Raw genomic sequence first — 24,085 nt, 5'->3', positions numbered from 1 at the left:
TTCTCACGGCTGAGCACCTGCCCGTTGCGGTTCACCAGGCGGATTTCCACGCTGTAGAAGCCGCCGGGCAGCAGGTTGTAGTCAATCTCGTTACGGCCAATCACCGCCGGTACCCGGCGAATAAGCCGCCCGTCGCGGTAGAACTCGTAGTCACCGTCGCTGGTGGCGAACAGCACCAGCTTGCCGGCTGATTTTTTATCCTGGTTGAGGTTGTCCTGGCTGCCCAGGGTGACAAACTGGTCAAAGCTCGGGTTCAGCGAGGTATTGACGCTGCCCGCCGCCGCATCCCGGGTGTCCTGACGGCCACCGCGCAGGTAGGTGGAGGCAAAGTTTTTCTGCAGATACCAGGTACTGATCCCCTGATCTGTCTGTCGGGTGTTGTAGTTTCGGTTCTGGCTGTAGTACCAGCTCAGGTAGCCGTAGCTCTGCGCGGGTAGCCCCAGGTAGCCCTGGCCGAAAGCGGACACCGCACGGTATTCCTGCGAAGACGCACGCAAATCCAGCGACTGGTTGTGGATAAAGCTCAACATGGTCACGGGTTGGACATAGCGCGAACTGCCATTGCTGATGGTCAGGGACTTTTTCACCTTGTCCAGCGACACGTTCTGGCCACTGAGGGTGTAGTCACAGCCATTTTCGCAGACGGCATAGGGAATTTGGGGGAGCACCTTGTTCAGCGTAGCGATCTGCCCGGCTGAGATACCGTTCTGGCGGTAAAGGTTTTCATCAAACGTGAGCTGATTTTTCTCTATAGACCAGCTTACCGGCCCTGGCAACGGCGTACCGTCCAGTGTGGCCAGAAACTGCATGGATTTGTCCTGATCGGATTCGGAAAACCCTGCGGGCACCTGATATTCAATCTGGACATCATTTGCATATGTTGCGGCTGACGGTGCCAATAGCAATAAGGAAGTTGCCCATCCTGAGATAACTTTTGCCATGGAGAATCCGTTCCATAAGTAGAGTAAACAACACTGCCAATAATTAATGTGTTAACAATCGACAGAACTGGCACTCTTAATAATTAACATAATAACAACCAACCAGGATAAAGGGCTTAATAAGCAATATAATAATTAACCCATATGCCGTATTGGATCCCAATGATGAGTCAGATCGTAAGTAAACTGGCAATATCTGTTAATATGTTTACGGTACTTTAATTAATGCCTGGTTCCTGGCTTTAACCTAAACACTGTAAGAGGAGACACGATACCCATTGAGATAAATAATAGGGTCATTATGCATAACCCTATTATTATCAAAACCATTGCTCAGGATATTACAGCAAGATCAGATTATACCGTAGGTTCAAACAGCATGACCAGTTCACCCTGGTATTGGCCATTGTTTGACTCAACAGTCGAGGCGCCAGGTGCATCAGCCAGGATTTGCAGGTCATAGATGTTGTCATAACCGCCGTTTAACGAGGTAGTCTGGGTAATGGTCGTGACATTACCCGGTTCAGGCAGCTCTGCACCCGCGAAGTTGACTACAACGTTCTGGAACTCGGCACCGTTATCCTTATGAATAACAACCGCCTGCACCAGAGAAACAGCTACTTTTTCAGCTTTGCTGAAAATACGCACTGGCAGAACGTTTGATGCAAATTCAGTCTGGGTATAGTCCTTGGCATAAAGCTCTTCTGTAGTATACCAGGATTTGCCATCAGGCTTGGAAACATAGATTGCGTCGTTAATGGTAGCAACGAGGTTAATCTTTTTTTCCACGCCATCAGCGGCATGCGCCATACCGGTAGACAGAATTGCAGCGGCAACAACAGACAGAAGAATCTTTTTCATTATAACTTCCCTTATTATATCAATTAGTACGACGCCCTTAATCATTAAGAAACGCCAATAATTATCCGTTCCATAATGAACTTTATTCAAATAACCCTTTGGAAAAGGTTATTTGGAAGCAATCCATAAATGAACAGATTCAGACTCAGAGGTTAACTATAAAAGCCGTAAAAAATGTCACCAATATAAGTCAGTTTATGTACCAATGGCTTCATCATAGAGAAAATTCTTAGTCCGAGGGAGATGCGTTTTGTTTATAGACTATGCGTGTTTGTTATTTCATCAGCAAAAAAATTAGGAATTTTCTCAAGAAAAAACCTACAAAACCTTACCCAGAGCCACTCTCTATGATTTATCTCAGAAAAACAGGAAAACTCATTTCACATCAATTTAAGTCGTTTTTTTAAAAACTTTACAAATGATAGGGATATTCCTTCCCTGAAAGGAAGAAATTGTGTGATGTCGATCCATCTGACTTTTAGGGATAAACATCGTCAATCGCCATTTGACGCACTATGCATTCAATGAGAAACCATAGAATCCACAAAAGCAAGAGTAGATCAATTTACATTGTTTATCGCTCACGGAGGTCGCTATCGGAGAGAAAAAATGCCTCAGCATAAACGGCGGTTACAGAATGAAAATGTGTATACCGCTACCACTGAGACAAAACCCGCCCACTCGATTAAAAAGGAGGGGCAGGTTCGGGATGACAAAGTAGAGGGAAATGAATGGGGAAATATCAGGATATTTTATGGGATATGCTCTCCACCTACCTGATTGGCGAAAACTGCCACCAGGTTTAAGGAATCGCAGTTTTGTAGAAAGACCCTCAGCATGCCCTCTCAGTTCAATGTGAAACCGCTGATCGGATCATCGAGCAAAACTATGCAAAAAGTCGGCTAACTTATTGCATGCAATTGTTTTTACGATTATATATTAATAACATTGATAGACTAACAACGTCAGGCACAGGAATTGCGAGGGATTAAAATGAAAGGGAAACGTCTGCATGTTACCGGGTTAGCATGTCTCATCTTACTGAGCGCATGCACTCCCCAAACTAGCGCAGAACGTCATGCACGGAGCTATATCTATAAGGCAAAAGATGATTTTGATCCAAACTTCCGCACTGATATCTCGGGTTCGGTGAAACTCATGGCACCGGTCTTTGAGGGTTTCTATCAGGAAGGTAAGAAGGATCGTGCCGCTGGCATGTCTCTCGCGGATGCAAAAACCAAAACCACGGAATTACTGAATAACGAAAGTCACTCCAATACTGAGCGCTATCATATATTTATGGGAAAAAGTTACTCCATGGGTTCAGATGCCAAAAAAGAGAAACTTTTGATCAAGGAATGCATTGATGCCTACTGGGATGGCTTCAATAATAATTAAGTAAGACAATTCCAATTCACTGACTTACGCGCTGGCATAGATCCTATGCCAGCACAGGCCAAAGATTATTTTCTATAGAAGCCAGATCCCGCGCCTGAACGATTGATACTTTTTTTACCCTCAACCATTCACGACAGCTTCGTGATGGAATCCTGCAATATAGTCGATGAAAAAAGACATATTCTCGGCATTACGATTTTCAAGATCGTAGAGATTTAACATCAGTTGCATTTCATAGCCGGGTGACTGACTGATGGTTCTTATTTTTCGGTCATTAATGAAGAAATCAATTTTTTCACCTGTCCACTCAATGGCATAGGTATTGAATATTGTGACATCAAGATCAAAGGTCTCTTCGTAGAACTCTTCGACAATTCTCGCATCGCCAAAAGGATGTACGCCATAGCCAATTTTGGCGCATTCGTCATTTACGTTCGTGCCTTTGAGCTCGAAGATACAAATCTCTGCCGATCTCTCCGGCAGATCCTCATAGCCTATCAGCCATAAGGCCGCGACATTGTTCGCTGAAATCTTACATTTGGCTCGCAGTTCGAGATAGCCATAGCGGGGAAGGTACTTTTTCTCAGCAATCTGTTCTTCGCGTACCAGACATTGCGGCGAGAAGCGATGCTGTCCAATCCGTGAGCCAACTGAACCGGAGTAAACCCCTGTTTGTAACGAGGAAACCCTGACATTCCCGTTGAACTCCGGGCACCACGGTTTTTGATCTTTTTGAATTTTCAGAACAAATCCATCATCAGAAAATTCGAATCGAGGCGCAGACAATTCCCGACTGCTCCACTGAGGGAGGTAATAGGGAAGCCAGTGCGTTTCCTCGATATAGCCGCGATCAAAGCCATCATAAAATTCCAGCGTGTATGTTTTTCCATCAATGATTTTGCAGGGTGCTACTTTCATTCTCATCTGCCTGAAGTAAAGACGTTACCTGAGGCTAAATAATAATCCCTGGCGTAAATTAACCAAATCATATTTTTGGGGGAGTTAATTCAGGTCTTTTGGTCCTGTTATTTTTATTAATACGTTGATTACGAAAAAGAAAAAGCCAGAGAGATAAGCGTGTGAGATAGGCAAATAAAATCGTAACGGCAAAGAAATCCAGATAGAAAAGTTTCTTTGACTCTTCAAAGTCGAAAAAAGCAAAGTCCACCTGGATGAGGAGATAGGGCAGCAGGTTGCGATGAATAAAAACATGCAGGCCGTAAACGGCAATGCTGAGGAAAAAAGCGGGCATCAGACGTGTCGCCAGAAGAGAATAGGGCGAAATATTCCAGACTTTACAAAAAAAGTTGGCCAGCATTTTCCAGTGCATGCCCAAATGAACGGCAATGATAATTTGCCCCCAATGAACACTGGTCATGTGGATCTTTCTGACGACATCGGATGAACTGTGAATCGGCAAATCGGGCAATACATGCTTTGAAAGCATCAGCCCACTGATAATGGCGGATGAAAGTAGCAGTATCAGTAAGAGATTAACGGTGACTTGCATGAGCCTGAAAGCAGAATATTCTCCCTGGGAGAGTTTCCTGAACCATTGAAAATTCAGGCCATTATGGAGCAAGATGAACAATAAAAATGCAATGCCCAACCACTCATGGGTACTTTCTCCCCACAGGTGAAAGCCCATCAGTGATAACAGAATAATCATCATCACTGTGTCCTGCACCACCTGGAGTTTATATTTTGCTTTCATTCACTGGCCTGCTATCACGGCATGTTCGGTAATGTATTTAGCCAGTCAATGATTTCCTTTGGCGTATCATCATCTGTCACATCATCTCTTGAGATGGCGAGGCCCTGCATGAGCAATTGTGCGTTGGGCTGAAGGCGTTTGATTTCGCGCAGAGAGTCAGAGAATCGACTGCCGCCATGGGTGGTAAAAGGAATAAGCGTTTTTCCACTAAAATCATGCTGTTCAAAAAAGCTGTACATCACCATCGGCATCTTGTACCACCAAATGGGATAACCAATGAAAATCTGGTCATAGTCAGCAAGATTTTGTATTTTGGCTTTCAGTACTGGCCGAACCCCGTCTTTCAGTTCTCGTTCAGCATATTTCAATAAGGGGTCATGCTGGCGCGGGTAGGGTTTAACCGTTTCAATGCGGAACAAATCACCACCGGTTTCTTTCTGGATAATCTGGGCCACATACTGGGTACTTCCCATAACAACACTGTTTTTTTGCAATATGCTCGCACCTGAAACACCATCCACCCCGTCTAATTTCACCTCCTCAGGTTGAGAAAAATAGACAATCAGGATCCGCCGGGCATTGTTGTCTGCCGCCTCGGCTAGCGCACTCAGGCTACTGAAAGCAATCGCCAGAAATATAAGCAGATGTTTAGTCAGTGAAGTGAATCGTAATTTATTCATAGCGTTCGCCAAGGGTTAAAGTGAGTTATTCGTTATTAACAATTTTCTTCGTGGTTCAGCCGTAAAACTTACCGTGCGGATGCCACAGAGATAACGGTGGCATCCGGCATGACTTACGACGGTATACATCTCTGCGCTAGAGTTGGCGCTGGGTAAAAGATGATTCAACAACGTTTTTTCTTATAAGTTTTTCCCGTAGAACTGATCCAGTTTACCCATCGCCTGATTCACATATTCCGGCTTCCAATAGGTTTCAATATGGGTGGCACCGTCAATCAGGAACAGTTCTTTATCTTTCGCATTGCTGGCACCTTTAAATGCCTTTTCACTCATATACAGGGAATCGGCTTTACTGCCTGCTATCATCAGTAACGGCTTATCAATTAAATCCATATTGCTTGCCGCATCGAATCTCATTAAGTCGAGCAAACTGCTGGCGGTGTATCTGAAGGTTGAGTTGGGATGAGCGTGCGTCTTGCCATAGTACTCAAAACCCTGCCGATAGAGGTCAAACGGCAGCTTGGCAATTTGCTCGTCCGTCAGTTTGGCATCCCCGACATAGGTCACTTCACCGCCCGCCGCTTCTTTTGCTCGCGCATCAGAGGCTTGCTTTAAACGTTCTTGTATCGTGGATATCTGCGAATCCTGATAGCCGTTACGCCTTACCAAACCGGAATCAAACATGCTCAACGTGGCGATGGCGCTGAAGCGTTTATCGGTTTGCCCGGCCTTCAAGGAGTAGCCTCCCCCACCACAAATACCCAGCAGACCTAAACGGACCGTGTCCACACCGGGATATTGGGTGATGAAGTCTGCCATGCCGTGTATGTCTTCAATCCGGTAAGCCGGTTTGTCTACATTACGGGGCAAACCGCCGCTTGCACCCTGAAACACCGCATCCGCAGTAATGGTGATGTAGCCTTGTTCTGCCAGACGCTGGGCATACAGACCAGCAACCTGTTCTTTCACGCCGCCATTGGGGTGAGCCACCACCACGGTCGGGTATTTTTTAGCGGGGTCATAATTCGCAGGGGTATATACGTTGGCAGCAATGTCCAAACCATTCAGTTTGTAAGTGACCGGATGAATATTGACTTTACCTTTCACATTTTCGGTAATCGCGCCATCATAGGTCAACGTAAACGGATTTGATTTATAGTCTGCTGCCATTGCGCCCCCTGTTGAAAGAGTGATAACTGCCGCTAACAATGTTGTTTTAAAAACCGAAGTTGTTTTAAAAACCGAAGCTGTTTTAAAAACCGATGCTGTTATAAAAACCGATGGTGCGTTGAAAACGTTGTGTTTCATTTATAAAACCCTCCAGATATGGAAAATAAACAACGTATGACCTTGATGCTCTCCTGGTTCTTATTCGTTAGGGGAACAGGCTTAGAGGGAGTTTAGGAGTGACGCGCTGACATCAACATGACGGCCAGATAACATTTCTGTCAGGTGGAGAGAAATTTTTCCCTGACAAAAATGTCAGGGAAATGTCAGTCTGGTGTTGGTCGAGCATGGGTAAAATAGCAGTAACATGCGTAATATTGCCCGCAGGGCAAAGGGAGAAACAGACATGCGGCTACTCTTGGTGGAAGATGAGGAGAAAACCTCTTCTTATATCAATCGCGCACTCAGTGAGTTGGGCTTTACCGTAGACATCGCGGCCAACGGCACGGAGGGCCTGTATCTGGCTCTCGAGTACGATTACGATGCGATTGTGCTGGATGTTATGCTGCCCGGCATGGATGGTTACAGTGTTCTGCAGGGCCTGCGGGCCAGCAAGCAGACTCCCGTCTTGATGTTATCTGCGCGTGGTTCCGTGGATGAGCGCGTCAAGGGGTTGCGCCATGGCGCTGATGATTATCTGCCTAAACCTTTTTCCCTGATTGAGCTGGTTGCCCGTATACAGGCGTTGTTGAGGCGTCGTCCCAGCGACGGCGCGGATGTCACGCAATTACATATTAACGATCTGCATCTCGATCTCCTGGCAAGACGCGTCACCCGAGCCGGGGATCGTCTTGAGCTCACGGCAAAGGAGTTTGCCCTGCTGAGCCTGCTGGCCAGACATCAGGGAGAAATTCTGTCAAAAATGATGATTGCAGAACAGGTCTGGGACATGAATTTTGACAGCGATGCCAACGTCGTTGAAGTGGCGATAAAACGTCTCAGGGCGAAAATTGATGCGCCCTACGCGGTCAAACTGCTGCATACGGTACGCGGCATGGGGTATGTCCTTGAAACCCGCCCCGAGCACCAGACAAAATAGAGAGGATTGTCATGATTAAACGTTCCATCTCAGGACGGCTGGCGCTGATGTTTGCGCTTGCCTCCGTCATGATAGTCTCAGCATTCGGTATTGTGCTGAGGGGCTCCCTGCATGACTCATTGCAAAAGCAGATGCATAACGAATTGCAGTTCAGGGAGTCGCTGATTGAGCCCTGGATCCTCTCGCGCATCACGCTGGATGGCTGGCAGACACTGGCAGCTAAATTCACCGATTTGGCCGCGGCTGAAGGTGGACGCGTGCAGTACTGGATCCTCAGTGATAACCCTGAACTTCAGGTGGGCGGGCCACCGCCAAGCGGCGTAACCTGGGCTTCGCTGAGCAACGGATTCAGTAAAGTTCCCGGAGCAACAGAAGAGTCATGCTCTCTGTTCCTGCTGATGTCGGAAATTCCGGCCCAGGGTGAGCGCCCCGCTTTGCGCTATGTGGTTGCCATCGACTCCACGCCGTATATGGGTACCCTGAATGAATTTACCCGCACGCTGATCGTCATTAGCGCGATTGGCGTCTTATTGGTGGCCCTGCTGGGATTTGTGATTGCCAGAATAGGCATGCGACCCGTCAACAAACTTAGCGATCAGGCACATCACCTTGCTCCCGGGAATCACGGACAGCGTCTGGATACCTCTACCCTGCCGGATGAATTGCAAAAGCTGGCCGTCGCGTTCAACGGTGTGCTCGAACGGCAGGAAATTGCCTGGCGACAGCTTGAGAGTTTTAATGCCGATGTCGCACACGAACTGAGGACGCCGTTGACCAACCTCATGGGACAAACCCAACTGGCCCTGTCATGTCAACGCGAAACGCATGAACTTGAGGAGTTGCTGGAATCCAATCTGGAAGAGCTTGAGCGCATGACTTCAATCGTCAACGACATGCTGTTCCTTTCCCATGCCCAGGCCGGGGAACACGCAACCCAGTTAACGGAAGTCTCCCTTCGTGAAGAGACGTACAAGACCACGGAATACGTAGAACCTTCATTTGCGGAAAAAAACCTGTCTATCCATGTGGAGGGGGATATCACTGCACGTATCGACCGGCGACTGTTCCACCGCTCTCTGGCGAATCTGCTGGAGAACAGCGCCCGCCATGCTGTTCCAGGCACCACCGTTACGGTGACAATCGCAAAAGAGAATGATCTGGCATCAATAGCGGTCGCCAATATTGGGGAACCCCTTGCTACGGAACACCTGAAACGGGTATTTGAGCGTTTTTATCGCGCGGATCCCTCCCGTACCCGCAGTGATACACACCATGGACTCGGGCTTTCAATAGTCAGGGCGGTGGCGATCATGCATCGGGGAGATGTCTTTGCCAGTAGCCAGAATGGAATTAATACCTTTGGCCTGACCCTCGCAATGGGAAATGTTTCTACTGGGAGAGAAAAAGGCACTGACCGCGTTGTGAAGTCTGGCATAGCCGAACAGGTTAAAATCTAATATCGCCGAATAGCAAAGTTACGTGTGAATTCCTCAACAATTCACATATCGAAAATATCGCTGACGGGAATTCTGACAAGCATGTCAGGGTACTGTCAGCCTGACGACATGAACCCTCCGGTAAACTCAATTCATTCTGAATGACACGACATACTCTTTTTCACAGTGCCAATAACAAAGGAATGAATGATGAAAAAAATGATTCAGCAGTCTCTTTTTTGCACCTCCATCCTGTTTGCGGGTTCAATCGCCTCCATCGCCTACGCGCAGGATACGACAGAAAAGAAACCGTCACGGGCGCAGCAGTTGATGGGTGATATCGCCCCCAAGATGGCGCAACTCACTGACGATGTCCTGTATGCCGATATCTGGGAGCGCCCGCAGCTCTCCAAGCGTGACCGGAGTCTGGTGACGGTCAGTGCACTGGTGGCGATGGATCGCCCCGACCAGTTGCGATCTCATCTGCGTCTCGCTCGTCAGAACGGTGTCACAGAGGAAGAGTTGGTTGAAGCTATCACCCAGCTTGCCTTCTACTCAGGCTGGCCGACAGCGGTAACAGCGATCTCCATTGCAAAAGAGGTATTTAAAGAAGGGAAATAATTTTTATCTTCAATGGATTAATTGGATCTCACGCGTTAAAGGATGGATTGAATATGAAAGTTTTCCTTATCAAACTCGCTGCACTTTTACTGCCTGGAACGCAGGCTATCGCCGCAACGCAGGAGGCGGTGACTGTCAGTCCTGCGGGCTCACAACCCACAACTATTGGTGCACCAGAGTATTTTACCGGTACGGCAAAGATACCGCCTAATCGATACCGCCGCCTCTTATCAGAATGAGACACAAGTGGGTAATGCACTGAAACAGAGCGGTATTGCACGCAATGAACTCTTTGTTACCACCAAGCTCTGGCTGCAAGACACCAGTTAATACGCCAAGAGTGTCGGCCAGGTAATCCTGCGCTGGATCTACCAACGTGGCATTGTTTCGCTGGCTAAATCCGTTCGCAAAGAACGCATGATAGAAAACTTCAACATCCTGGATTTTGAACTCAGCGCGATGGAAATGACGCAGATAGCGGCAATGGATACGGCCACCAGTGCCTTCTTTTCCCATCGCGATCCGGCAATGGTTGAGTGGCTGGCCCATCGGAAACTGGATGTTTAATCACCAACAAATTCCGTTCCACAAGAAGGATTCATCACATGCAAAAACGTATTCTTGGCAACTCAGGTCTTGAAGTCTCTGCATTAGGATTGGGATGCATGGGGCTGAGTCATGGTTATGGCCCTGCAACTGACACCCGTCAGGCGATAGCGTTGATTCGAGCCGCTGTCGATCGCGGCGTCACCTTTTTTGATACCGCTGAAGTGTATGGGCCTTATATCAATGAAGACGTTGTCGGTGAAGCGCTGAAACCTGTGCGCGATCGGGTAGTGATTGCCACAAAGTTTGGTTTTACCTTTGGTGAGGACAACAAACAGCAAATCCTGAACAGCCGCCCCGAACATATCCGCATGGCCGTTGAAGGTTCCCTCCGCCGGTTGAAAACGGATGTGATTGATTTGCTCTACCAGCACCGCGTTGATCCGGATGTGCCTATTGAAGACGTTGCCGGGACAGTAAAAGATCTGATTGCGGAAGGGAAAGTGAAGCACTTCGGTTTGTCAGAGGCGGGCGCGCAGACCATCCGTCGGGCCCACGCCGTTCAACCGGTCACTGCGTTACAGAGTGAGTATTCGATGTGGTGGCGTGAACCCGAGCAGGAGATCCTGCCAACGCTTGAAGAACTTGGTATAGGTTTCGTTCCGTTCAGTCCCTTGGGCAAAGGTTTTTTAACGGGGACGATTCAGGCGGGTTCCACGTTTGGCAATGACGATTTCAGAAGCCAGGTACCGCGTTTTGCTACCGAAGCACTCGACGCGAACCAGCGCTTGGTGGCTCTGCTCAATGGCATTGCCAGCGCAAGAGCTGTCACACCCGCACAAATTGCCCTGGCATGGTTACTGGCGCAAAAACCCTGGATCGTGCCGATCCCGGGAACAACCAAGCTCCACCGCCTGCAAGAAAACCTCGGCGCGGTTGAGATAGTGCTGAATGAACGCGATCTTCAAAGTATTACCGCCGCCCTGGAAACCGTTCACGTTGAAGGGGAACGTTATCCTGCCGCATTGCAGGCGCGAGTCGGACGTTAATCACGGAGAAATACCCTAACGTTGATGCCCATCTATTATTGATGGGCGCCACAGGGATCATCACTGTTTTTTTACACCGAAAATTCAGGGACTAACCGTCGACCCCGGTTCAAAAAATTGCCGTTCTTAGAATTTCTTTTCTCACCGGCCATACTTCAAACATATTCCTTCCACCCAGTTTAAGGAAAGCATTGCGTCGGTGTGCATACACTGTTTTTATTGAAATACGCAAAAACTGACCAATGGAGTAGGCATTCATTCCATTAATGGTATGAAGCAGGATGACTTTTTCTCTTTCGGTCAATTTATCTCGCATAAAATCCAATGCAGAGACCTCATCTACCTGACTTTTAGTTATCTTATCCCTAATAATTTCAATGCCGGCATAAGCATCCAGAAAAGTATGTCTCCTAAAGGCGCTATTAAACTTTACCTTGCTGTTCGTTGGAATGAAAATCAGCCGCCCTGCGAAAGAATCCCTTGAAATCAGGAAGGAAAGCTCATCAAGATAATTTGACGTGTAAAAAATAAAGATATCCTCCTCCTTAAATCTGCTTCCTGGGAGGTTTTTTAATTCATCCGGATTGATCCTGCTCACCATCCAGTCATCGTCCTGGAGATGTTCCTTAATCCCGATATAAAAATAGGCGTTTTCAGTCACTATATTAATATTTATGGTCATATCCATAGTCCTTTTTTAGATACCCTGATATCCATTGATAGCAACACTACTCAGACAGCGTTGCCAATACCCCCCATGTATTGAGTTTTTATAATAAGTGACGATACGCAGACGCTTTATCTTGCTGGTATCGTCTTTTATTTATTAATAATAGTTAATGGTGAACTCCACTTTGCCATTCGCTTTTCCCGGCGTCGGTGTTGTCGCCGTTTGAATATAGCGGGCCGACAGCGGCACGCGGATCGTCGAGGTACCGTCTTTAGGTAGCGTCATGGTTTTTTCTGCTAAAAAATCAAACAGTATTGGTGTTTGGCTATTTGATCCCCACCCGAGTTGTATACCCACGCCCGATGCGGCACCAGAGACTGTCGGGTCAATAGCCATGATCCCATTGGCTGAATTAATAGTATCGCCTACGGGTGTCAACCGCACACCAATACTATTACTTGTTGATGTCGCGACTATTCCCTTGCCGGTGCTGTAGTCAAACATGAGCGTGCTGTTGGCCGCATTATAAAAACCATAGAATTTAGGGCAATTGGTCAACATGATCGATGCATCAATCCACGGCGTTGTTGAGCCTGTACCGGTAAAATTATGCTGTATATCATAACTCCCCAAATTAACATTTACGTGCGGCGTGGTGCAGGTTTGGGTATTTACCGTCATTTGTCCCTGAAACTTGACGATAATCGCCTTGATGGGGAGCCCAGTCGATGTTATCGGATGCCTCAGCGGATTAATAAGCGTTATATTGGCGCTGGGCAGTTTCACTGCTTCAAGGTTATGACTTCCCGCGTTCATGGGACCGATTTTAATCAGCGAAACAAAGATGTTGTTATCAGCCAAATAAGGCTGATAAAATCCCGACGTTAATAGAGTGTTAAAATCGTTGGGGTATTTATAAACCGGTTGTCCCAATGTTGCCCCACGGCCATCACTGCCTTGCGAAATTGCAATGCCTACGCCTTGAATACCCGTCTCGTACACCGCGCTACCAAAAGAACTGCCCGTCCAAGAGGAAAGCGGCAAAGGTGCATTCTCGAGACCCCAGGCAACATTAAGCCAAAACGAGGTATCCACAGGTGATGCGCAACTTATGACACTTTTACCAACGATAGCACCGCTATACCAGCGCCCCTGATAAATCACCGTTCCCAGGGGAATATCTTCACCCGCTGAAATATTGCCCGGGCTCAGTTGAACGATATCGGTTCGCGGTGAGCCATTCATTGGTGTACAGACGATCGCAGCCCATGTGGTTTCAGTGGTTGCCAGAAGTAAAAGCAGCCCGAAAGTACTCTGTATTATTCTCTTCATTGGGTTCACCCTAGTCGGCCTCGCAAACGGTGTTGAAGCGTTGAATAGTCAAGTCGATACTGTTTTTGGCTCGCGGCATCAGCCTGTAACCCACGGTGCACTGCGCTTCGCTATTTTGACCCCATTTCACCTGCAACCGGCCCTGATCTTCCGCCACCCGTGCATACAACTGCCCGCCCTGACCCACCGAGCCCACGCTGTTGCCTTTGCCGTCAAAGATATCCGCCCCAAACGGCACCGGTTCACCCTGATAGGTGGAATTGATCAGAATAAGCGTCCCCTGCCTGGCGTTGTATTTCACTTTCACCACCGCCCCGGAATACGGCGCCACTTTCTGGCTGGTGTTGTCCAGCTCCACGCCCGCCGCCGTCCCCTGCGGATCGATGATAATGTCATTCATCTGGTACGGGTTCAGGTAAGGCACCACCGCGTAGCCGCGTGAATCAACCGCCACCCCCGGATACGACGACACGCCCGCCCCTTCCGCCCCTTTGGCCTCAATCAGCGCGAAGGTATCTGAGGTGTATGGCGTAAAGGTCAGGCCACCCGCATGCCCAATCACCGTGCCGTTCAGGCCAGCGGAGGCGCTGTGGTAGCCTTCCCCGGTGCTGTAGGTGCCGCTCATCGCGGTCGCCGGACTGCGGTAGTTGCCGTTTACCGACCCGCTGGTGCCGACCCCCTGATTGGCGTTCATCGCCGTCACGCCGTAGCTGAACTGGTTATCAGCGCCGCCCGTACCGGACACGGTTGCCTGCTGCCCATAACGGCCACTGCTGTCATGGGAAAGATCCATACGCAACTGCGGGATATTTCGCTGGTCATCACGTCCCAGCGGCACGCTGAAACTGAGCAGGTAGTTGGTCTGGGTCGAGCCCAGGCTGGAATAGCTGCGGCCCACGCTCAGCCCGTAGGACAGGCTCTTGTAGCGGTTGTTGTAGCCCATCTGGTATTGCTTCTCGGTGCCCTCTTTGTTCCAGTAGTTCTGCACCGAGCCACTCAGATACAACTGCCCCCACGCTTCGGGAAGCCCCTGCCCGTAGGTGACCGTCAGCCGGTTTTTGGCCCGCCATATCGAGTCCGCTGGGAAGCCCTGTTCCACCGCTTCGCGGGTCTGCATCGCGGTCATGAAGTCCATGTAGCCGTCGGTGGAGAAACGGTAGGCCGCCAGCGACAGGTTGCTGTTGGTCTCGGTGATCATCTTGCTGTAGCTGATCTGATAGCTCTGGCCGCTCATCGCCTTGTCATGCCTGTTCGGTCCATCAGTGCCTTTACCCAGATGCATGCGGGCCTGGGTGGCATCAAACGCCACTGCGCCGATCGGCGTACCGATCGCGGCACCGACCTGCAGGGCATAGTAGTTCTGGCTGAGTTGCATGCCGCCGTAACCGGTAACGCTGTTGGTCAGCCCACGCTGGTAGGTCGCCTGGTAGAGCGCCGAATTATGCCGCAGGATTTCACTGCGCAGTTCACCCATGGTCAGCGAATAACGCGACGACCCCGGCCGCAGCAGTTGTGCTACCGAGGCATACGGCACCAGGAATGTCTGCTGCGTGCCGTCAGACTCCCGCACGGTGACCTCCAGATCCCCGCCGTACCCGGTCGGGTACAGGTCATTGATCAGGAACTCGCCGGGGGTGACGGTGGTTTCATACAGCACCTGGCCGCCCTGGCGCACGGTGACCCGCGCATTGGTGCGGGCAATCCCGCGGATCTCCGGCGCATAGCCGCGCACCGACTCCGGCAGCATCCGCTCGTCGCTGGCCAGTTGGATACCGGTGAACGGCAATGTATCGAAAAGCATCCCCAGCGTGTTGGACTGGCCCATCAGCACGCGACCCTTGATGATCGGAATATCGCGCTGCACGTAGGTATTGAGGGTGTTGTACTTCTTCGGCCCCTTGTTCGATCCGCTGTAGGCGCCGTTATGGCGTAAATACCAGGCACCGACGTTCAGCCCGGCGTTCACGCCGGCATACAGGGAGTTGTAATTCGTGCCGCGCGATTCACTGGTGTAGCCATTGACGTTATAGCCGAGCAACAGTGCCGGGACGCCACTGTCCCACAATTCGGGGCTCACCGTGCCCCGGGCCGTCGTCAGCATATATATCTGCGGAATAACGATATCCAGGCGCTGTTCATTACTGTCATAAGTGACCCGCGCCTGCGGCAACTTCTTTTCCAGGTCAAGACACTGGTCAGCGTTGCCTGACGGAATTAAAAAATCCGCCGGCAGTTTCTCGTAATTGAACGCAATGTTTTTAATAATCTCACGGGTCAGGCAGGGATATACCGACTTGTCTGCCCGCATCTTGAATTCAATATCGGTATTGCGCACCAGTTGGCTGTTAATATACAGGGCGGTTTTGTACACGCCGGGCAGCGCCGAGGAACCATGGGCAAAGCGGCTGAGGTCCACTGAGCTTTGATCATCAACATTCAGGAATGAAGAATCAAACTCCAGATTCTTTGCGGTCTCTGGCTGGGGGGTGACTGTATTTTCAGCGCGCGCATTCCCCACGAAAAAAGTCGATAGAATGGCTAGCGCCAGAGGGGAGAATTTACTCTGCGATCCACGTTGCAAAGATTTTGACATAAAGCATCCCTTCAGAATTCATTCCTGAATATTGACAATCCTGTCTTTTTAAACAGAGCGCTAATTTATACGGAATTATTATTTAATGATGGCGTCAAAAGAATTGACTGCCCCGTAATCATTAACGAACTCCCCACTCACTTTATTGCCCGCATTCGCCGGCAAAGCAAATATCTGGTTTCCCCGGGGTGCCACCATCAGACCGTCAACTTTTTTACTGTTCACCATCACATTCGCAAAAGAGACATAATAGGGTGTCGGATTGGTGGCCTGGAGTGTATTCCCTTTTGCGCTCCAGGTGACGGCTTTGGCGGCATCATTGGCGTTACCCGTCAGCCCGGCGGGGCGATAAAACAGCTTGATGCGCGAGCGGAAGGCCATCTGCAGCGTATTCTCATCGGCTTTGGCCGCATTCTTTGCCGGGACTTCAAGGACGTTGAGCCAGAATACCGACTCTTTGTCCATCGGCAGTGCGCCACCGGCATAGCTGATACGCAGGGTCTGGCCTTTACTGGGCTCAACGCGGTTTATCGGCGGGGTCAACACAAAAGGCACCCGAATGGCGGACGGTTTGGCCGTGGAATCACCGGTATCGATCCAGCTCTGGATCAGCACGGGGGTCGAACCGACATTGCTGAGTTTGACGCTCACCTCTCTGGCATCAGACGGATAGATCACCCGCGTACCGCTAATCACCACGCTGGCCAGGCTGCTGGTACTGAAAAGAACCACGGTCGCCAGGCAGAAGACCTGATGGGGGATCCGGGAAAAAAAAGACATGATAAGCTCCCTGCAAACAGTCTAAATGGGGAGGGTTGTGCCCTCCCCCAAACGTATTACTTGTACTGAATGGAATAAACAACATTACTGGCTACGGTACCGGCGGTGGTCTCACCTTCGGCATAGTATTCCACGGCATACGGCAGGGTGGCGGTGCCTGAAGTGGTGTTATAAGCCACATACTCGGTATCGTCTATTTGACTCTGATCACCGGCTTTGATCACCGCCTGGGAAGTACTTGACCCGTCACGCAGTTGCAGGCTTACCAAGCCAGCAGTTCCGGTCATGTTTTTCAGACGCCCGGTGGTCTGCTCAACAGAGCTACCCGCTTCGAAGAAAGCAGAGGCCGTGGGTAGCGTGCCTGCACAGTCGCTCAGTGCCATAACGAAGCCGGTACGACCTGCAGTCTGGGTGGCGCCTGACAGTTGGCTGGTACTGATGGTTGGCAGGGTGATTGTCGCGTCCGCACCTTGACCGTCAACATTGACGTTGCAGGTGGTTGCAGTCAGTTCACCATTGAACGTGATAGTACCGGTAGATGCAGCCTGAACCATACCAACAGAACCAAATACAGTGACCAGAGATGCAACGATTGCTAACTTTTTCATATATATTCCTACATACCTTGTATTATTAATACCATTCTAATATCCATTAAAATGGTGGTGGCTATCCATGTCATATGGATATATTGATATCTGCTCTATGAATTACAGAACAAAAATTACTTTATGAATAACGACATGACCCTGCGGTTATCTACGGAGTAACCAATGCCGTGTACATTCGTTATAAAATCTTCCGGGAGCCCCATAGCCGAAAGTTTTTTCTTTAATTCGTTTAATGCGTGCCACAAACGCTGATTGGAAGATGATAAATTAATTTCATCCCAAACGTGTTTCATTATGTCACTCTTATATATGATGGCATCTTGGCTATTGGCTAGTAAAAAGTTCAATAATCGCGTTTGAATCTCATTCAAGGAAATAACTTTAAAAAAAAGAGTATGCTCAGAAATCTCCTCGTAATAACGAAAAATTCTCCGATTACAAATATCGAACTGAATATCACTGTCTATCAAGAATCCATAAGCTTTACTTTCCATATATATCTCGAATTATTATTTCGTTTAAAAAACAATAATAACAAGCTCCCCTTTGCCGCCCATTATAGGATCATTCCTATCGATGGCAACCTTGCTATACCTATCACTTTGGCACTTGCAATAACTCGATAACAGTTATTAATATCATAAGAATATTAATTCTTAGAGTTTAAAACTAACAAAACAAGGTTTTCTTAGGGTTTTTAATAGGAGTTTCCTTAGAAAATTTCAAGTAGTCATAACTTTCAAAGAAAAAATATACTCAACATTAATGACTGAAATTATTTTTTATTATTAATATTCAACAACATATCAGATTTTTCCCTTTTAGAAAAAATTAAGCAAATAGTTCGTTAAAAAGACCGTCCAGATCAATTTTCATTAAAAATGCGCCAAAATTGGGGGTGACGTTACGTGTTCATTCTGCTTTTAACAAGGACAAGGAAAACATCAAACACTGTAGCTTAGCTGGGTAAACCGTAAGTAAGGATGACTTAAAAGACTTTCGTACCTGATAAATTTAGCGCTCTCACGCCAGCCAGAGGAAAGTAGAATATTCACAGTACGATTCCTTCTTGTTGATGGAGAGTCAAAATGGAAAAAATCACGCTAGGCTATATCGGGCAACGCCAGTCAGTACTGAAACAGCACTATCTTCTTGGGAATGGCTACCGAGCTTTTAATCCCTTGTTGAAACGCTTTTCTGCATGGGATAGTGCGAGCCCATTTGGTGTTGGCGGAACGAATGGTTATGCATAGAGGTCTGACGCTCAGTGGAACGAAAACTCACGTTAAGTAGTATCTTCCTCCTCTGACGTCTCTTTTAATTGCCTCAGATGGCCCTTTATCACCTGTTCTGCCAGCGTAAAGGAATAATGGCCGAGCATATTTACATGCCCGTGGCAGTCCGGTTCATCGATGACGGGCTCGGCACCGATGGAGAAATGGGAAAAATGGTGGTCACTATTCTGTCAGCTGTAGCCCAGGCAGAACGTCAGCGCATACTGGAGCGTACAAATGAAGGGCGACAGGAAGCTAAATTAAAAGGTATTAAGTTTGGTCGAAGACGTACAATCGGCAATAATGATAATAAATGTTTTTCAGGCATCAGGTGGCACTTCTCGGGGAAATGCGCGCGAAACCTCTTTATTGATGCCTGAGTTGTGCGTCATTGTGCCATTTAGAATAAACACTATACTGAGCGGCAATGGATCCCTTCTCAGGAAAGAGCGAACATGCCATTAACCATCAGTGTGTTACTGGAAAACCGGCGCACCGGTAGCGTAAAAAAATCGCTGCGGGCTAAAGCCGGATTAAGTCTGTTGATTCAGGATGAAACTACCGCAATTTTGTTCGATACCGGCCCTGATGGCAGTTTCCTGCATAATGCGGCTCTGATGGGCGTCGATCTGTCCAGGTTAACCGCTACGGTGCTCTCACATGGTCATTATGACCATTGTGGTGGTGTCCCATGGTTACCTGATAACAGCCGAATCATCTGCCATCCACAGATAGCCAATGAGCGCTACTCGACAGTAAGATTTGCTGGTTATACTAGAAAAATCAAAAAATTATCGTTGGAAATTGATTACTCGCGTCACCGTATGGAGTATACCTGTACGCCATTGCATATCAGCGAACGCTTTATGTGGTCAGGGGAGATCACGGTGGCCAAACCGCAGGCATACGGTGTTATTAGCGGCAAAACTGCGGCTTTAGACTATGTCATTGACGAGGGGGTACTGATTTATAAATCCGATCGGGGGTTGGTGATTATTATCGGTTGTGGGCATCGTGGGATCATTAATATCGTACGCCATTGTCAAAAAGTCACGGGGATAAATCATATCCATGCATTATTCGGTGGTTTCCATCTACGCTGTGCGTCACCGCATGTATTATGGCAAGTTAGGCAGTTCCTGAATCAGCAAAAGCCAGATAAAATAATGGGTTGCCATTGTACCGGTGCATGGGGCCGGTTGTGGTTGCCGGAGGTAATAACTCCAGCAACAGGGGAAACTTTTGTTTTGGAATGAAATGTAATATGCACCTTAAATAAGCAGGGTGGTCTACGTTTTATCGATTTGATAAAGAATCCGGTTTTCATTCCAGGTCAACGCCTGAGAGTAAATGGCAACCTATCGCCAGATTAGATCCCATAACCAGAATGATTTATGAATCAAGACTTCTTGCTTAGAGCCGAGGACACCGGAGCTTAAATCGGAAAGTTCAGTATGGTATGCGTCTCCCTTAATTAAAGGTCACCAGCACTTCTGCTGAAGCATCGACGGGACCGGTAGGCAAGCTTGCCCCGCCAGAACATAGCCGCCAGGTCACCTGATTACTGAGGATCCTGGTGGCATCAGCCAGACCAATACTCCCTACCTGAAGCTGGGTACCGTCAAGAGGGATCCCGGCAGTTCCGTTGCAGGCCCCGCTACCCGTGACACCATTATTGATTTCACCGGTGATATAGCCCCCACCCTGCCTCAGCGTCAGCCGGGTAGGCGCGCCCTCATGCAGGCCGGTGATAGCCCGGAATTGCACATTAATGTTGGCGTTAATCCGGTCTGAAAGCTGTGAACAGGTGACAGTGAGCGGATAAGACAAAATACCCAGTTCGGATCCGAACTGGGTATTACGCCGGACACTGCCAAAGTTGATATTTGTCGTTGTTTCAACCGCGCAGGACAATGTCGAGATACGCAGTGTGATTGCGGACGGTAAAATAACCGCAAACCGGTCTCCGCTAAGCACTTGAGAATAACTGCCGGCATACATGGCCGGAATGATGATTTCGCTGCTGGTCTGAGTACCATCCGTCACCATGACCCAGTTTCCCGACAGCGTCGCCGTTCGGTTGGCGTTCACGTAGAAAAAATTCGCCTGAGCGGTCATTCGTGGCGGAATGCACCATGTTGTGTCCGCGATGGGGTTGGTAATGATGAACCCTGAACTTGTTTGCCCGCGACTTTCAGGTAATCCAATCGTGCCCACCAACGTTTCCAGCCATCCGCTGGCCAGATAGTATTGCGCGGAGCCCGTTGCCCGGGGGATTAACCCCACACCCGGAGCAATTCTTAAAGCCTGATAGCCCGCAATGGTCGTGAGGTTGGAGGGATTCAGGCACGTGTAATTGAGATTGGATATGGCTATCAATCCGAATCTGTTTATACCCCATATGTCCCCCAAATACGCGCTGTCCATCGGGCCACTCATCGTCACATTAAACGGCAACCCCTCCCAGATTATCCCCACGCCCTTCCCTATCGTGACCATCTCGGCCCGGGATGGCGGTGCCGTTACCATCAGCAGAAGCATGAGTAGGCACTGTCCGATCCTGCCAGGGCGACGCTGACGCCATGTTGCGCATGTTCCTTTCATCATTTTCCTGCTCCTGTATTCACATCCTGCGCCAGTGTCTTCCATTGCGGGGAGAACTCAATCTGCCAGCCCTCACTCACAGCGTGCTGCCAATAGACGTATCGGATTGTTTGGCGAAGATGCCGAAACGTTAATCAGGCTGAACGACGCCGCGCACTGTTGGCTCGCGCCATTCCCCCATTTGACCCGCAACCGCCCCTGTTCCGGTAACCCGCTCAGGTAAACCTGACCTGCATCGCCTACAATCCCGGTATTGGGTTCACTGCCTGTTGTGTTTTCGACCGTCACCAGCGCACCGAACGGTACTGGCGTCTCTCCCTGCTGCAATGTCACCAGCGCCTGATAACCAATTCGCGTGGTGAAGTTCGCCATCACCACCGCCCCTTTGGTCGGATATACGTTCAGACTCGACTGGGTGATATCCACATCATCCGGCAATGTCGAGGGGTTCAGGCTGATGCTGTTACTTTGGTAATTCGACAGATAAGGCACCACGGCATACCCGCGGCTATCCGTTTGTATGTTGCCGTTCATCACACGGACACCCGCCGCGCCCGGAGCACTCACCACGACGATGGAACTGCCCAGCATCTGGCTTAACGTCACCCCTTCGGGGTGCACGACGATGGCACCGTTGCCGCCCATATTCAGCGAACGATTCTGGCTGCTGTAGCTATAACCCAGATTCGCCATGCCCTTGCTGCCCTGATAACCGGCATTCAGTGTGCTGGTACTCTTGGTCTGACTATTGGACCAACCCTGCATCACGCTATAAGACAGTCGGTCATCCAGGGCACTGCCATTGATGCCGGTCTGCTGTTGCACTTGCCCCTCGTTATTGTGGGTCATCTGGTAACTGGCATAGGTGTTGTTGAGCGCAGGTGTGGGACTGAATAGCCTGAGTGGGATCTGCACGTTCAGCGACAACTGGCGGTTCTCCGGCCAACTGCCATCATCACGTTTAATCCGGTCAATGCTGTAAGCCACGCCGTAACTGATCCCGCGAAAGCTGGCGTTATAGCCCGCTGAAACCGTGTTCATGACTTTGTCATTGCCCCAGTAATCATTGCGCGTTCCCGACAGGTAGAGCGATCCCAATGAACCCAACTGTTGGCTGAGTCGCACCTGGAAGCTGGATCGCTGGCGCTCCAGAGCCCATGGCACCTGATCCTCATTGAGCTGGTAGCCCAGGTTGTTGAAGTCGGCAAAACTGTAATAATGACGGGTGGAATAACGGTAGGCCGTCAGGTCAACCGAGGTGCCGGTGCTCAACAGGCTTTTGGCGTAGCGCACCCGGTATGAGGTGCCCTGCTGGCGCTCATTTTGCCCCTGCAATTTGGCGCTTGACGTCGTGACATCCGTTGACAGCGCGCCAAATTTCCCCAGCGATAACCCGGTTCCCGCCACCAGCGACGTGTAATCCCTGGCCAGCAAGGCACCGCCATACAGGGTCACATCATACGGCAGGCCATAAATAGCCGTGCCCGACACGAAAGTCGCCTCCTTCGAACCGACGGTTATCCCACCGTTATACCGCCCCGCCGTCAGTTCATATTTAAGGCTGCCCGGACGTCGCATCACCGGTAACGATGAAAATGCCACCGACTGAGTACGGACCGTGCCATCAGCCTCGGTAATGGTCACCGTCATGTCACCACTCTGACCGTTCTGGAACAAATCATTGATGCGAAAAGGCCCCGGAGCCACATAGGTCTGGTAAACGACGTTGCCGTTCTGGCTCACCGTCACCCGCGCATTGGTCTGGGCAATGCCGCTGATGACGGGGGCAAAACCGCGCAGGCTGTTGGGCAACATATCTTCGCTGGAGTTGAGCCTGATCCCACGGAAAGGGATGCCGTCAAACACATCACTGTCGGTACTGTTCTCACCCGCCAGCACTTCCGAGCGCCAGACCGGGATATCGCGTTGCACGAAAGTATTGGAAAAATCCGTTCGTTGGGTAGTCTGCGACCCCCCATTCATCAGGTCGCTGGTATTGCGGGTATACGTCATATCACTGCGCAGCCGCCAGGCCTGCAAGTTGATGCCGCCGCGCACGCTGGCAAACAGGTTGGTCTGGGTACTCTTGTCTATCCCTGCCTGGGCATTCTGCCAGTTTCTCCCCCCGTTCAGGTTGTAATTGAGCAGCATGGCGGGCACCCCGTTATCCCACAACGCCGGGTCAGCCGAACCCTGGGCATTCGGCTGCATCGCTATCTGTGGAATACTGAGTTCCAGACGCAACTGGGCAAAATCGAAGCGGATCTGTGACTCAGGAATAAGGGCAGCAAGATCCTTCACCGGCACCTCTTGCGGCAGACCGGCAAAGGCCGGCAGTGCCTGGGTATTGATACCCAACTCATGCAGGAAAGCGGGCGTCAAATCGGGTTGTATTTTCCCATGACCCTCTTCGCGAAATTCCAGCTTGTGCTGCCCCTGATCCCTTTGATTGACAAACAAGCTCACCAGATAGGTACCCGGCGGGATTTGCCCTGCCGTTTCAAAAGCACTCAAATCTGTCGTAGCGGATTGTGCACCTCCCAATGACAGCAGTCCGGGATCAAAATAGTCCCGGGCGATTGCAGGACCACCGCCAGCAAGCAAAACCGCTCCAGCCAGCACAGGAAAGAGTGAGAATTCAGTATGTTGTGATTTAATGGTTTTCATTGTTATCGCGTCCATAACGAAAATCCGGGTGTCACCTTCCCG

At 49.6% G+C, this 24,085-nt stretch carries 21 protein-coding genes and 3 pseudogenes; 10 read left to right on the top strand and 14 right to left on the bottom strand.

What is annotated here, in order from left to right; genetic code table 11:
- Positions 1 to 941: TcfC E-set like domain-containing protein (locus tag DRI82_RS13580; protein WP_211317661.1), on the bottom strand; the 941-nt coding region annotated here is incomplete at its 3' end.
- 357 nt (positions 942 to 1,298) lie between these two features.
- The gene (locus DRI82_RS13575; RefSeq protein WP_114194443.1) at positions 1,299 to 1,802 is read right to left on the bottom strand and encodes a CS1 type fimbrial major subunit; all 504 of its coding nucleotides are present in this window, start codon (positions 1,800 to 1,802) and stop codon (positions 1,299 to 1,301) included.
- Between the two features lie 993 nt (positions 1,803 to 2,795).
- Here DRI82_RS13575 and DRI82_RS13570 point away from each other — a divergent pair.
- Positions 2,796 to 3,200 carry an Exc2 family lipoprotein gene (locus DRI82_RS13570; protein ID WP_114194442.1) on the top strand — a complete coding sequence of 135 codons (405 nt, stop codon included), beginning with the start codon at positions 2,796 to 2,798 and terminating at the stop codon, positions 3,198 to 3,200.
- A gap of 120 nt (positions 3,201 to 3,320) precedes the next feature.
- Here DRI82_RS13570 and DRI82_RS13565 read toward each other — a convergent pair whose 3' ends face one another.
- The 4 genes from DRI82_RS13565 to DRI82_RS13550 all read right to left on the bottom strand — a co-directional run bounded on the left by DRI82_RS13565 (position 3,321) and on the right by DRI82_RS13550 (position 6,902).
- Positions 3,321 to 4,118 carry a glycoside hydrolase family 16 protein gene (locus DRI82_RS13565; RefSeq protein WP_157968071.1) on the bottom strand — a complete coding sequence of 266 codons (798 nt, stop codon included), beginning with the start codon at positions 4,116 to 4,118 and terminating at the stop codon, positions 3,321 to 3,323.
- Positions 4,119 to 4,185: 67 nt separating this feature from the next.
- Positions 4,186 to 4,914, bottom strand: coding sequence for a DUF4405 domain-containing protein (locus DRI82_RS13560; RefSeq protein WP_114194440.1), 729 nt, complete (start codon positions 4,912 to 4,914; stop codon positions 4,186 to 4,188).
- Between the two features lie 14 nt (positions 4,915 to 4,928).
- A complete protein-coding gene (locus DRI82_RS13555; protein ID WP_114194439.1) occupies positions 4,929 to 5,594 on the bottom strand; it encodes a flavodoxin in 666 nt (221 codons plus the stop codon).
- Between the two features lie 180 nt (positions 5,595 to 5,774).
- Positions 5,775 to 6,902 carry an alpha/beta hydrolase gene (locus DRI82_RS13550; protein ID WP_425452657.1) on the bottom strand — a complete coding sequence of 376 codons (1,128 nt, stop codon included), beginning with the start codon at positions 6,900 to 6,902 and terminating at the stop codon, positions 5,775 to 5,777.
- Between the two features lie 265 nt (positions 6,903 to 7,167).
- Here DRI82_RS13550 and DRI82_RS13545 point away from each other — a divergent pair, with 265 nt between their 5' ends.
- The 6 genes and pseudogenes from DRI82_RS13545 to DRI82_RS13520 all read left to right on the top strand — a co-directional run bounded on the left by DRI82_RS13545 (position 7,168) and on the right by DRI82_RS13520 (position 11,512).
- Positions 7,168 to 7,860 (top strand): heavy metal response regulator transcription factor, encoded by a 693-nt coding sequence (locus DRI82_RS13545; protein ID WP_114194438.1) that lies wholly within the window; start codon positions 7,168 to 7,170, stop codon positions 7,858 to 7,860.
- A gap of 11 nt (positions 7,861 to 7,871) precedes the next feature.
- Positions 7,872 to 9,317, top strand: coding sequence for a heavy metal sensor histidine kinase (locus DRI82_RS13540; protein WP_245956840.1), 1,446 nt, complete (start codon positions 7,872 to 7,874; stop codon positions 9,315 to 9,317).
- 186 nt (positions 9,318 to 9,503) lie between these two features.
- Complete coding sequence (locus tag DRI82_RS13535; protein ID WP_114194437.1) at positions 9,504 to 9,917, top strand: carboxymuconolactone decarboxylase family protein; 414 nt, start codon at positions 9,504 to 9,506, stop codon at positions 9,915 to 9,917.
- A gap of 53 nt (positions 9,918 to 9,970) precedes the next feature.
- Positions 9,971 to 10,120: pseudogene (locus DRI82_RS13530) on the top strand ((R)-mandelonitrile lyase); the annotation flags it as partial.
- A pseudogene (locus DRI82_RS13525) lies at positions 10,119 to 10,484 on the top strand (aldo/keto reductase); the annotation flags it as partial. The pseudogenes DRI82_RS13530 and DRI82_RS13525, both read left to right, overlap by 2 nt.
- 38 nt (positions 10,485 to 10,522) lie before the next feature.
- On the top strand, positions 10,523 to 11,512 hold the full coding sequence (locus DRI82_RS13520) for an aldo/keto reductase (RefSeq protein ID WP_114194436.1): 990 nt from the start codon (positions 10,523 to 10,525) through the stop codon (positions 11,510 to 11,512).
- Positions 11,513 to 11,621: 109 nt separating this feature from the next.
- Here DRI82_RS13520 and DRI82_RS13515 read toward each other — a convergent pair whose 3' ends face one another.
- The 6 genes from DRI82_RS13515 to DRI82_RS13490 all read right to left on the bottom strand — a co-directional run bounded on the left by DRI82_RS13515 (position 11,622) and on the right by DRI82_RS13490 (position 17,992).
- Positions 11,622 to 12,194 (bottom strand): helix-turn-helix domain-containing protein, encoded by a 573-nt coding sequence (locus tag DRI82_RS13515; protein ID WP_157968070.1) that lies wholly within the window; start codon positions 12,192 to 12,194, stop codon positions 11,622 to 11,624.
- A gap of 144 nt (positions 12,195 to 12,338) precedes the next feature.
- Positions 12,339 to 13,514, bottom strand: coding sequence for a fimbrial protein (locus tag DRI82_RS13510; RefSeq protein WP_114194434.1), 1,176 nt, complete (start codon positions 13,512 to 13,514; stop codon positions 12,339 to 12,341).
- A 10-nt stretch (positions 13,515 to 13,524) separates the two neighbouring features.
- Positions 13,525 to 16,107, bottom strand: coding sequence for a fimbria/pilus outer membrane usher protein (locus DRI82_RS13505; protein ID WP_114194433.1), 2,583 nt, complete (start codon positions 16,105 to 16,107; stop codon positions 13,525 to 13,527).
- 78 nt (positions 16,108 to 16,185) lie between these two features.
- Positions 16,186 to 16,887 (bottom strand): fimbria/pilus periplasmic chaperone, encoded by a 702-nt coding sequence (locus DRI82_RS13500; RefSeq protein ID WP_114194432.1) that lies wholly within the window; start codon positions 16,885 to 16,887, stop codon positions 16,186 to 16,188.
- A gap of 56 nt (positions 16,888 to 16,943) precedes the next feature.
- Positions 16,944 to 17,495, bottom strand: a complete 552-nt coding sequence (locus tag DRI82_RS13495) for a fimbrial protein (RefSeq protein ID WP_114194431.1) — start codon at positions 17,493 to 17,495, stop codon at positions 16,944 to 16,946.
- 116 nt (positions 17,496 to 17,611) lie between these two features.
- A complete protein-coding gene (locus tag DRI82_RS13490) occupies positions 17,612 to 17,992 on the bottom strand; it encodes a winged helix-turn-helix domain-containing protein (protein ID WP_114194430.1) in 381 nt (126 codons plus the stop codon).
- A gap of 594 nt (positions 17,993 to 18,586) precedes the next feature.
- On the opposite strand from DRI82_RS13490, the gene DRI82_RS23870 reads away from it, so the two are divergent.
- The 3 genes and pseudogenes from DRI82_RS23870 to DRI82_RS13480 all read left to right on the top strand — a co-directional run bounded on the left by DRI82_RS23870 (position 18,587) and on the right by DRI82_RS13480 (position 20,028).
- Complete coding sequence (locus DRI82_RS23870; RefSeq protein WP_157968069.1) at positions 18,587 to 18,751, top strand: hypothetical protein; 165 nt, start codon at positions 18,587 to 18,589, stop codon at positions 18,749 to 18,751.
- Positions 18,752 to 18,891: 140 nt separating this feature from the next.
- Positions 18,892 to 19,077, top strand: a pseudogene (locus tag DRI82_RS13485) (recombinase family protein); the annotation flags it as partial.
- A gap of 150 nt (positions 19,078 to 19,227) precedes the next feature.
- Positions 19,228 to 20,028, top strand: coding sequence for an MBL fold metallo-hydrolase (locus tag DRI82_RS13480; RefSeq protein WP_114194428.1), 801 nt, complete (start codon positions 19,228 to 19,230; stop codon positions 20,026 to 20,028).
- A gap of 214 nt (positions 20,029 to 20,242) precedes the next feature.
- On the opposite strand, the gene DRI82_RS13475 is transcribed toward DRI82_RS13480, so the two are convergent.
- A complete protein-coding gene (locus tag DRI82_RS13475) occupies positions 20,243 to 21,379 on the bottom strand; it encodes a hypothetical protein (RefSeq protein WP_245956839.1) in 1,137 nt (378 codons plus the stop codon).
- 69 nt (positions 21,380 to 21,448) lie between these two features.
- Positions 21,449 to 24,058, bottom strand: a complete 2,610-nt coding sequence (locus DRI82_RS13470) for a fimbria/pilus outer membrane usher protein (RefSeq protein WP_245956838.1) — start codon at positions 24,056 to 24,058, stop codon at positions 21,449 to 21,451.
- Positions 24,059 to 24,085: the final 27 nt, after the last annotated feature.

Origin of the sequence: Edaphovirga cremea, from assembly GCF_003332275.1 — a bacterium.
Lineage (GTDB): Bacteria > Pseudomonadota > Gammaproteobacteria > Enterobacterales > Enterobacteriaceae > Edaphovirga > Edaphovirga cremea.
This window is presented reverse-complemented; position numbering and strand designations above follow the sequence as displayed.

Excerpts from the sequence above, each read along its gene's own strand:
- DRI82_RS13570 (WP_114194442.1), top strand. The coding sequence starts at position 2,796 with ATGAAAGGGAAACGTCTGCATGTTACCGGGTTAGCATGTCTCATCTTA.
- DRI82_RS13540 (WP_245956840.1), top strand. The coding sequence starts at position 7,872 with ATGATTAAACGTTCCATCTCAGGACGGCTGGCGCTGATGTTTGCGCTT.
- DRI82_RS13575 (WP_114194443.1), bottom strand. The coding sequence starts at position 1,802 with ATGAAAAAGATTCTTCTGTCTGTTGTTGCCGCTGCAATTCTGTCTACC.
- DRI82_RS13560 (WP_114194440.1), bottom strand. The coding sequence starts at position 4,914 with ATGAAAGCAAAATATAAACTCCAGGTGGTGCAGGACACAGTGATGATG.
- DRI82_RS13490 (WP_114194430.1), bottom strand. The coding sequence starts at position 17,992 with ATGGAAAGTAAAGCTTATGGATTCTTGATAGACAGTGATATTCAGTTC.
- DRI82_RS13505 (WP_114194433.1), bottom strand. The coding sequence starts at position 16,107 with ATGTCAAAATCTTTGCAACGTGGATCGCAGAGTAAATTCTCCCCTCTG.
- DRI82_RS23870 (WP_157968069.1), top strand. The coding sequence starts at position 18,587 with ATGGAAAAAATCACGCTAGGCTATATCGGGCAACGCCAGTCAGTACTG.
- DRI82_RS13500 (WP_114194432.1), bottom strand. The coding sequence starts at position 16,887 with ATGTCTTTTTTTTCCCGGATCCCCCATCAGGTCTTCTGCCTGGCGACC.
- DRI82_RS13510 (WP_114194434.1), bottom strand. The coding sequence starts at position 13,514 with ATGAAGAGAATAATACAGAGTACTTTCGGGCTGCTTTTACTTCTGGCA.
- DRI82_RS13470 (WP_245956838.1), bottom strand. The coding sequence starts at position 24,058 with ATGGACGCGATAACAATGAAAACCATTAAATCACAACATACTGAATTC.
- DRI82_RS13545 (WP_114194438.1), top strand. The coding sequence starts at position 7,168 with ATGCGGCTACTCTTGGTGGAAGATGAGGAGAAAACCTCTTCTTATATC.
- DRI82_RS13550 (WP_425452657.1), bottom strand. The coding sequence starts at position 6,902 with ATGAAACACAACGTTTTCAACGCACCATCGGTTTTTATAACAGCATCG.
- DRI82_RS13480 (WP_114194428.1), top strand. The coding sequence starts at position 19,228 with ATGCCATTAACCATCAGTGTGTTACTGGAAAACCGGCGCACCGGTAGC.
- DRI82_RS13495 (WP_114194431.1), bottom strand. The coding sequence starts at position 17,495 with ATGAAAAAGTTAGCAATCGTTGCATCTCTGGTCACTGTATTTGGTTCT.
- DRI82_RS13555 (WP_114194439.1), bottom strand. The coding sequence starts at position 5,594 with ATGAATAAATTACGATTCACTTCACTGACTAAACATCTGCTTATATTT.
- DRI82_RS13520 (WP_114194436.1), top strand. The coding sequence starts at position 10,523 with ATGCAAAAACGTATTCTTGGCAACTCAGGTCTTGAAGTCTCTGCATTA.
- DRI82_RS13565 (WP_157968071.1), bottom strand. The coding sequence starts at position 4,118 with ATGAAAGTAGCACCCTGCAAAATCATTGATGGAAAAACATACACGCTG.
- DRI82_RS13515 (WP_157968070.1), bottom strand. The coding sequence starts at position 12,194 with ATGACCATAAATATTAATATAGTGACTGAAAACGCCTATTTTTATATC.
- DRI82_RS13475 (WP_245956839.1), bottom strand. The coding sequence starts at position 21,379 with ATGATGAAAGGAACATGCGCAACATGGCGTCAGCGTCGCCCTGGCAGG.
- DRI82_RS13535 (WP_114194437.1), top strand. The coding sequence starts at position 9,504 with ATGATGAAAAAAATGATTCAGCAGTCTCTTTTTTGCACCTCCATCCTG.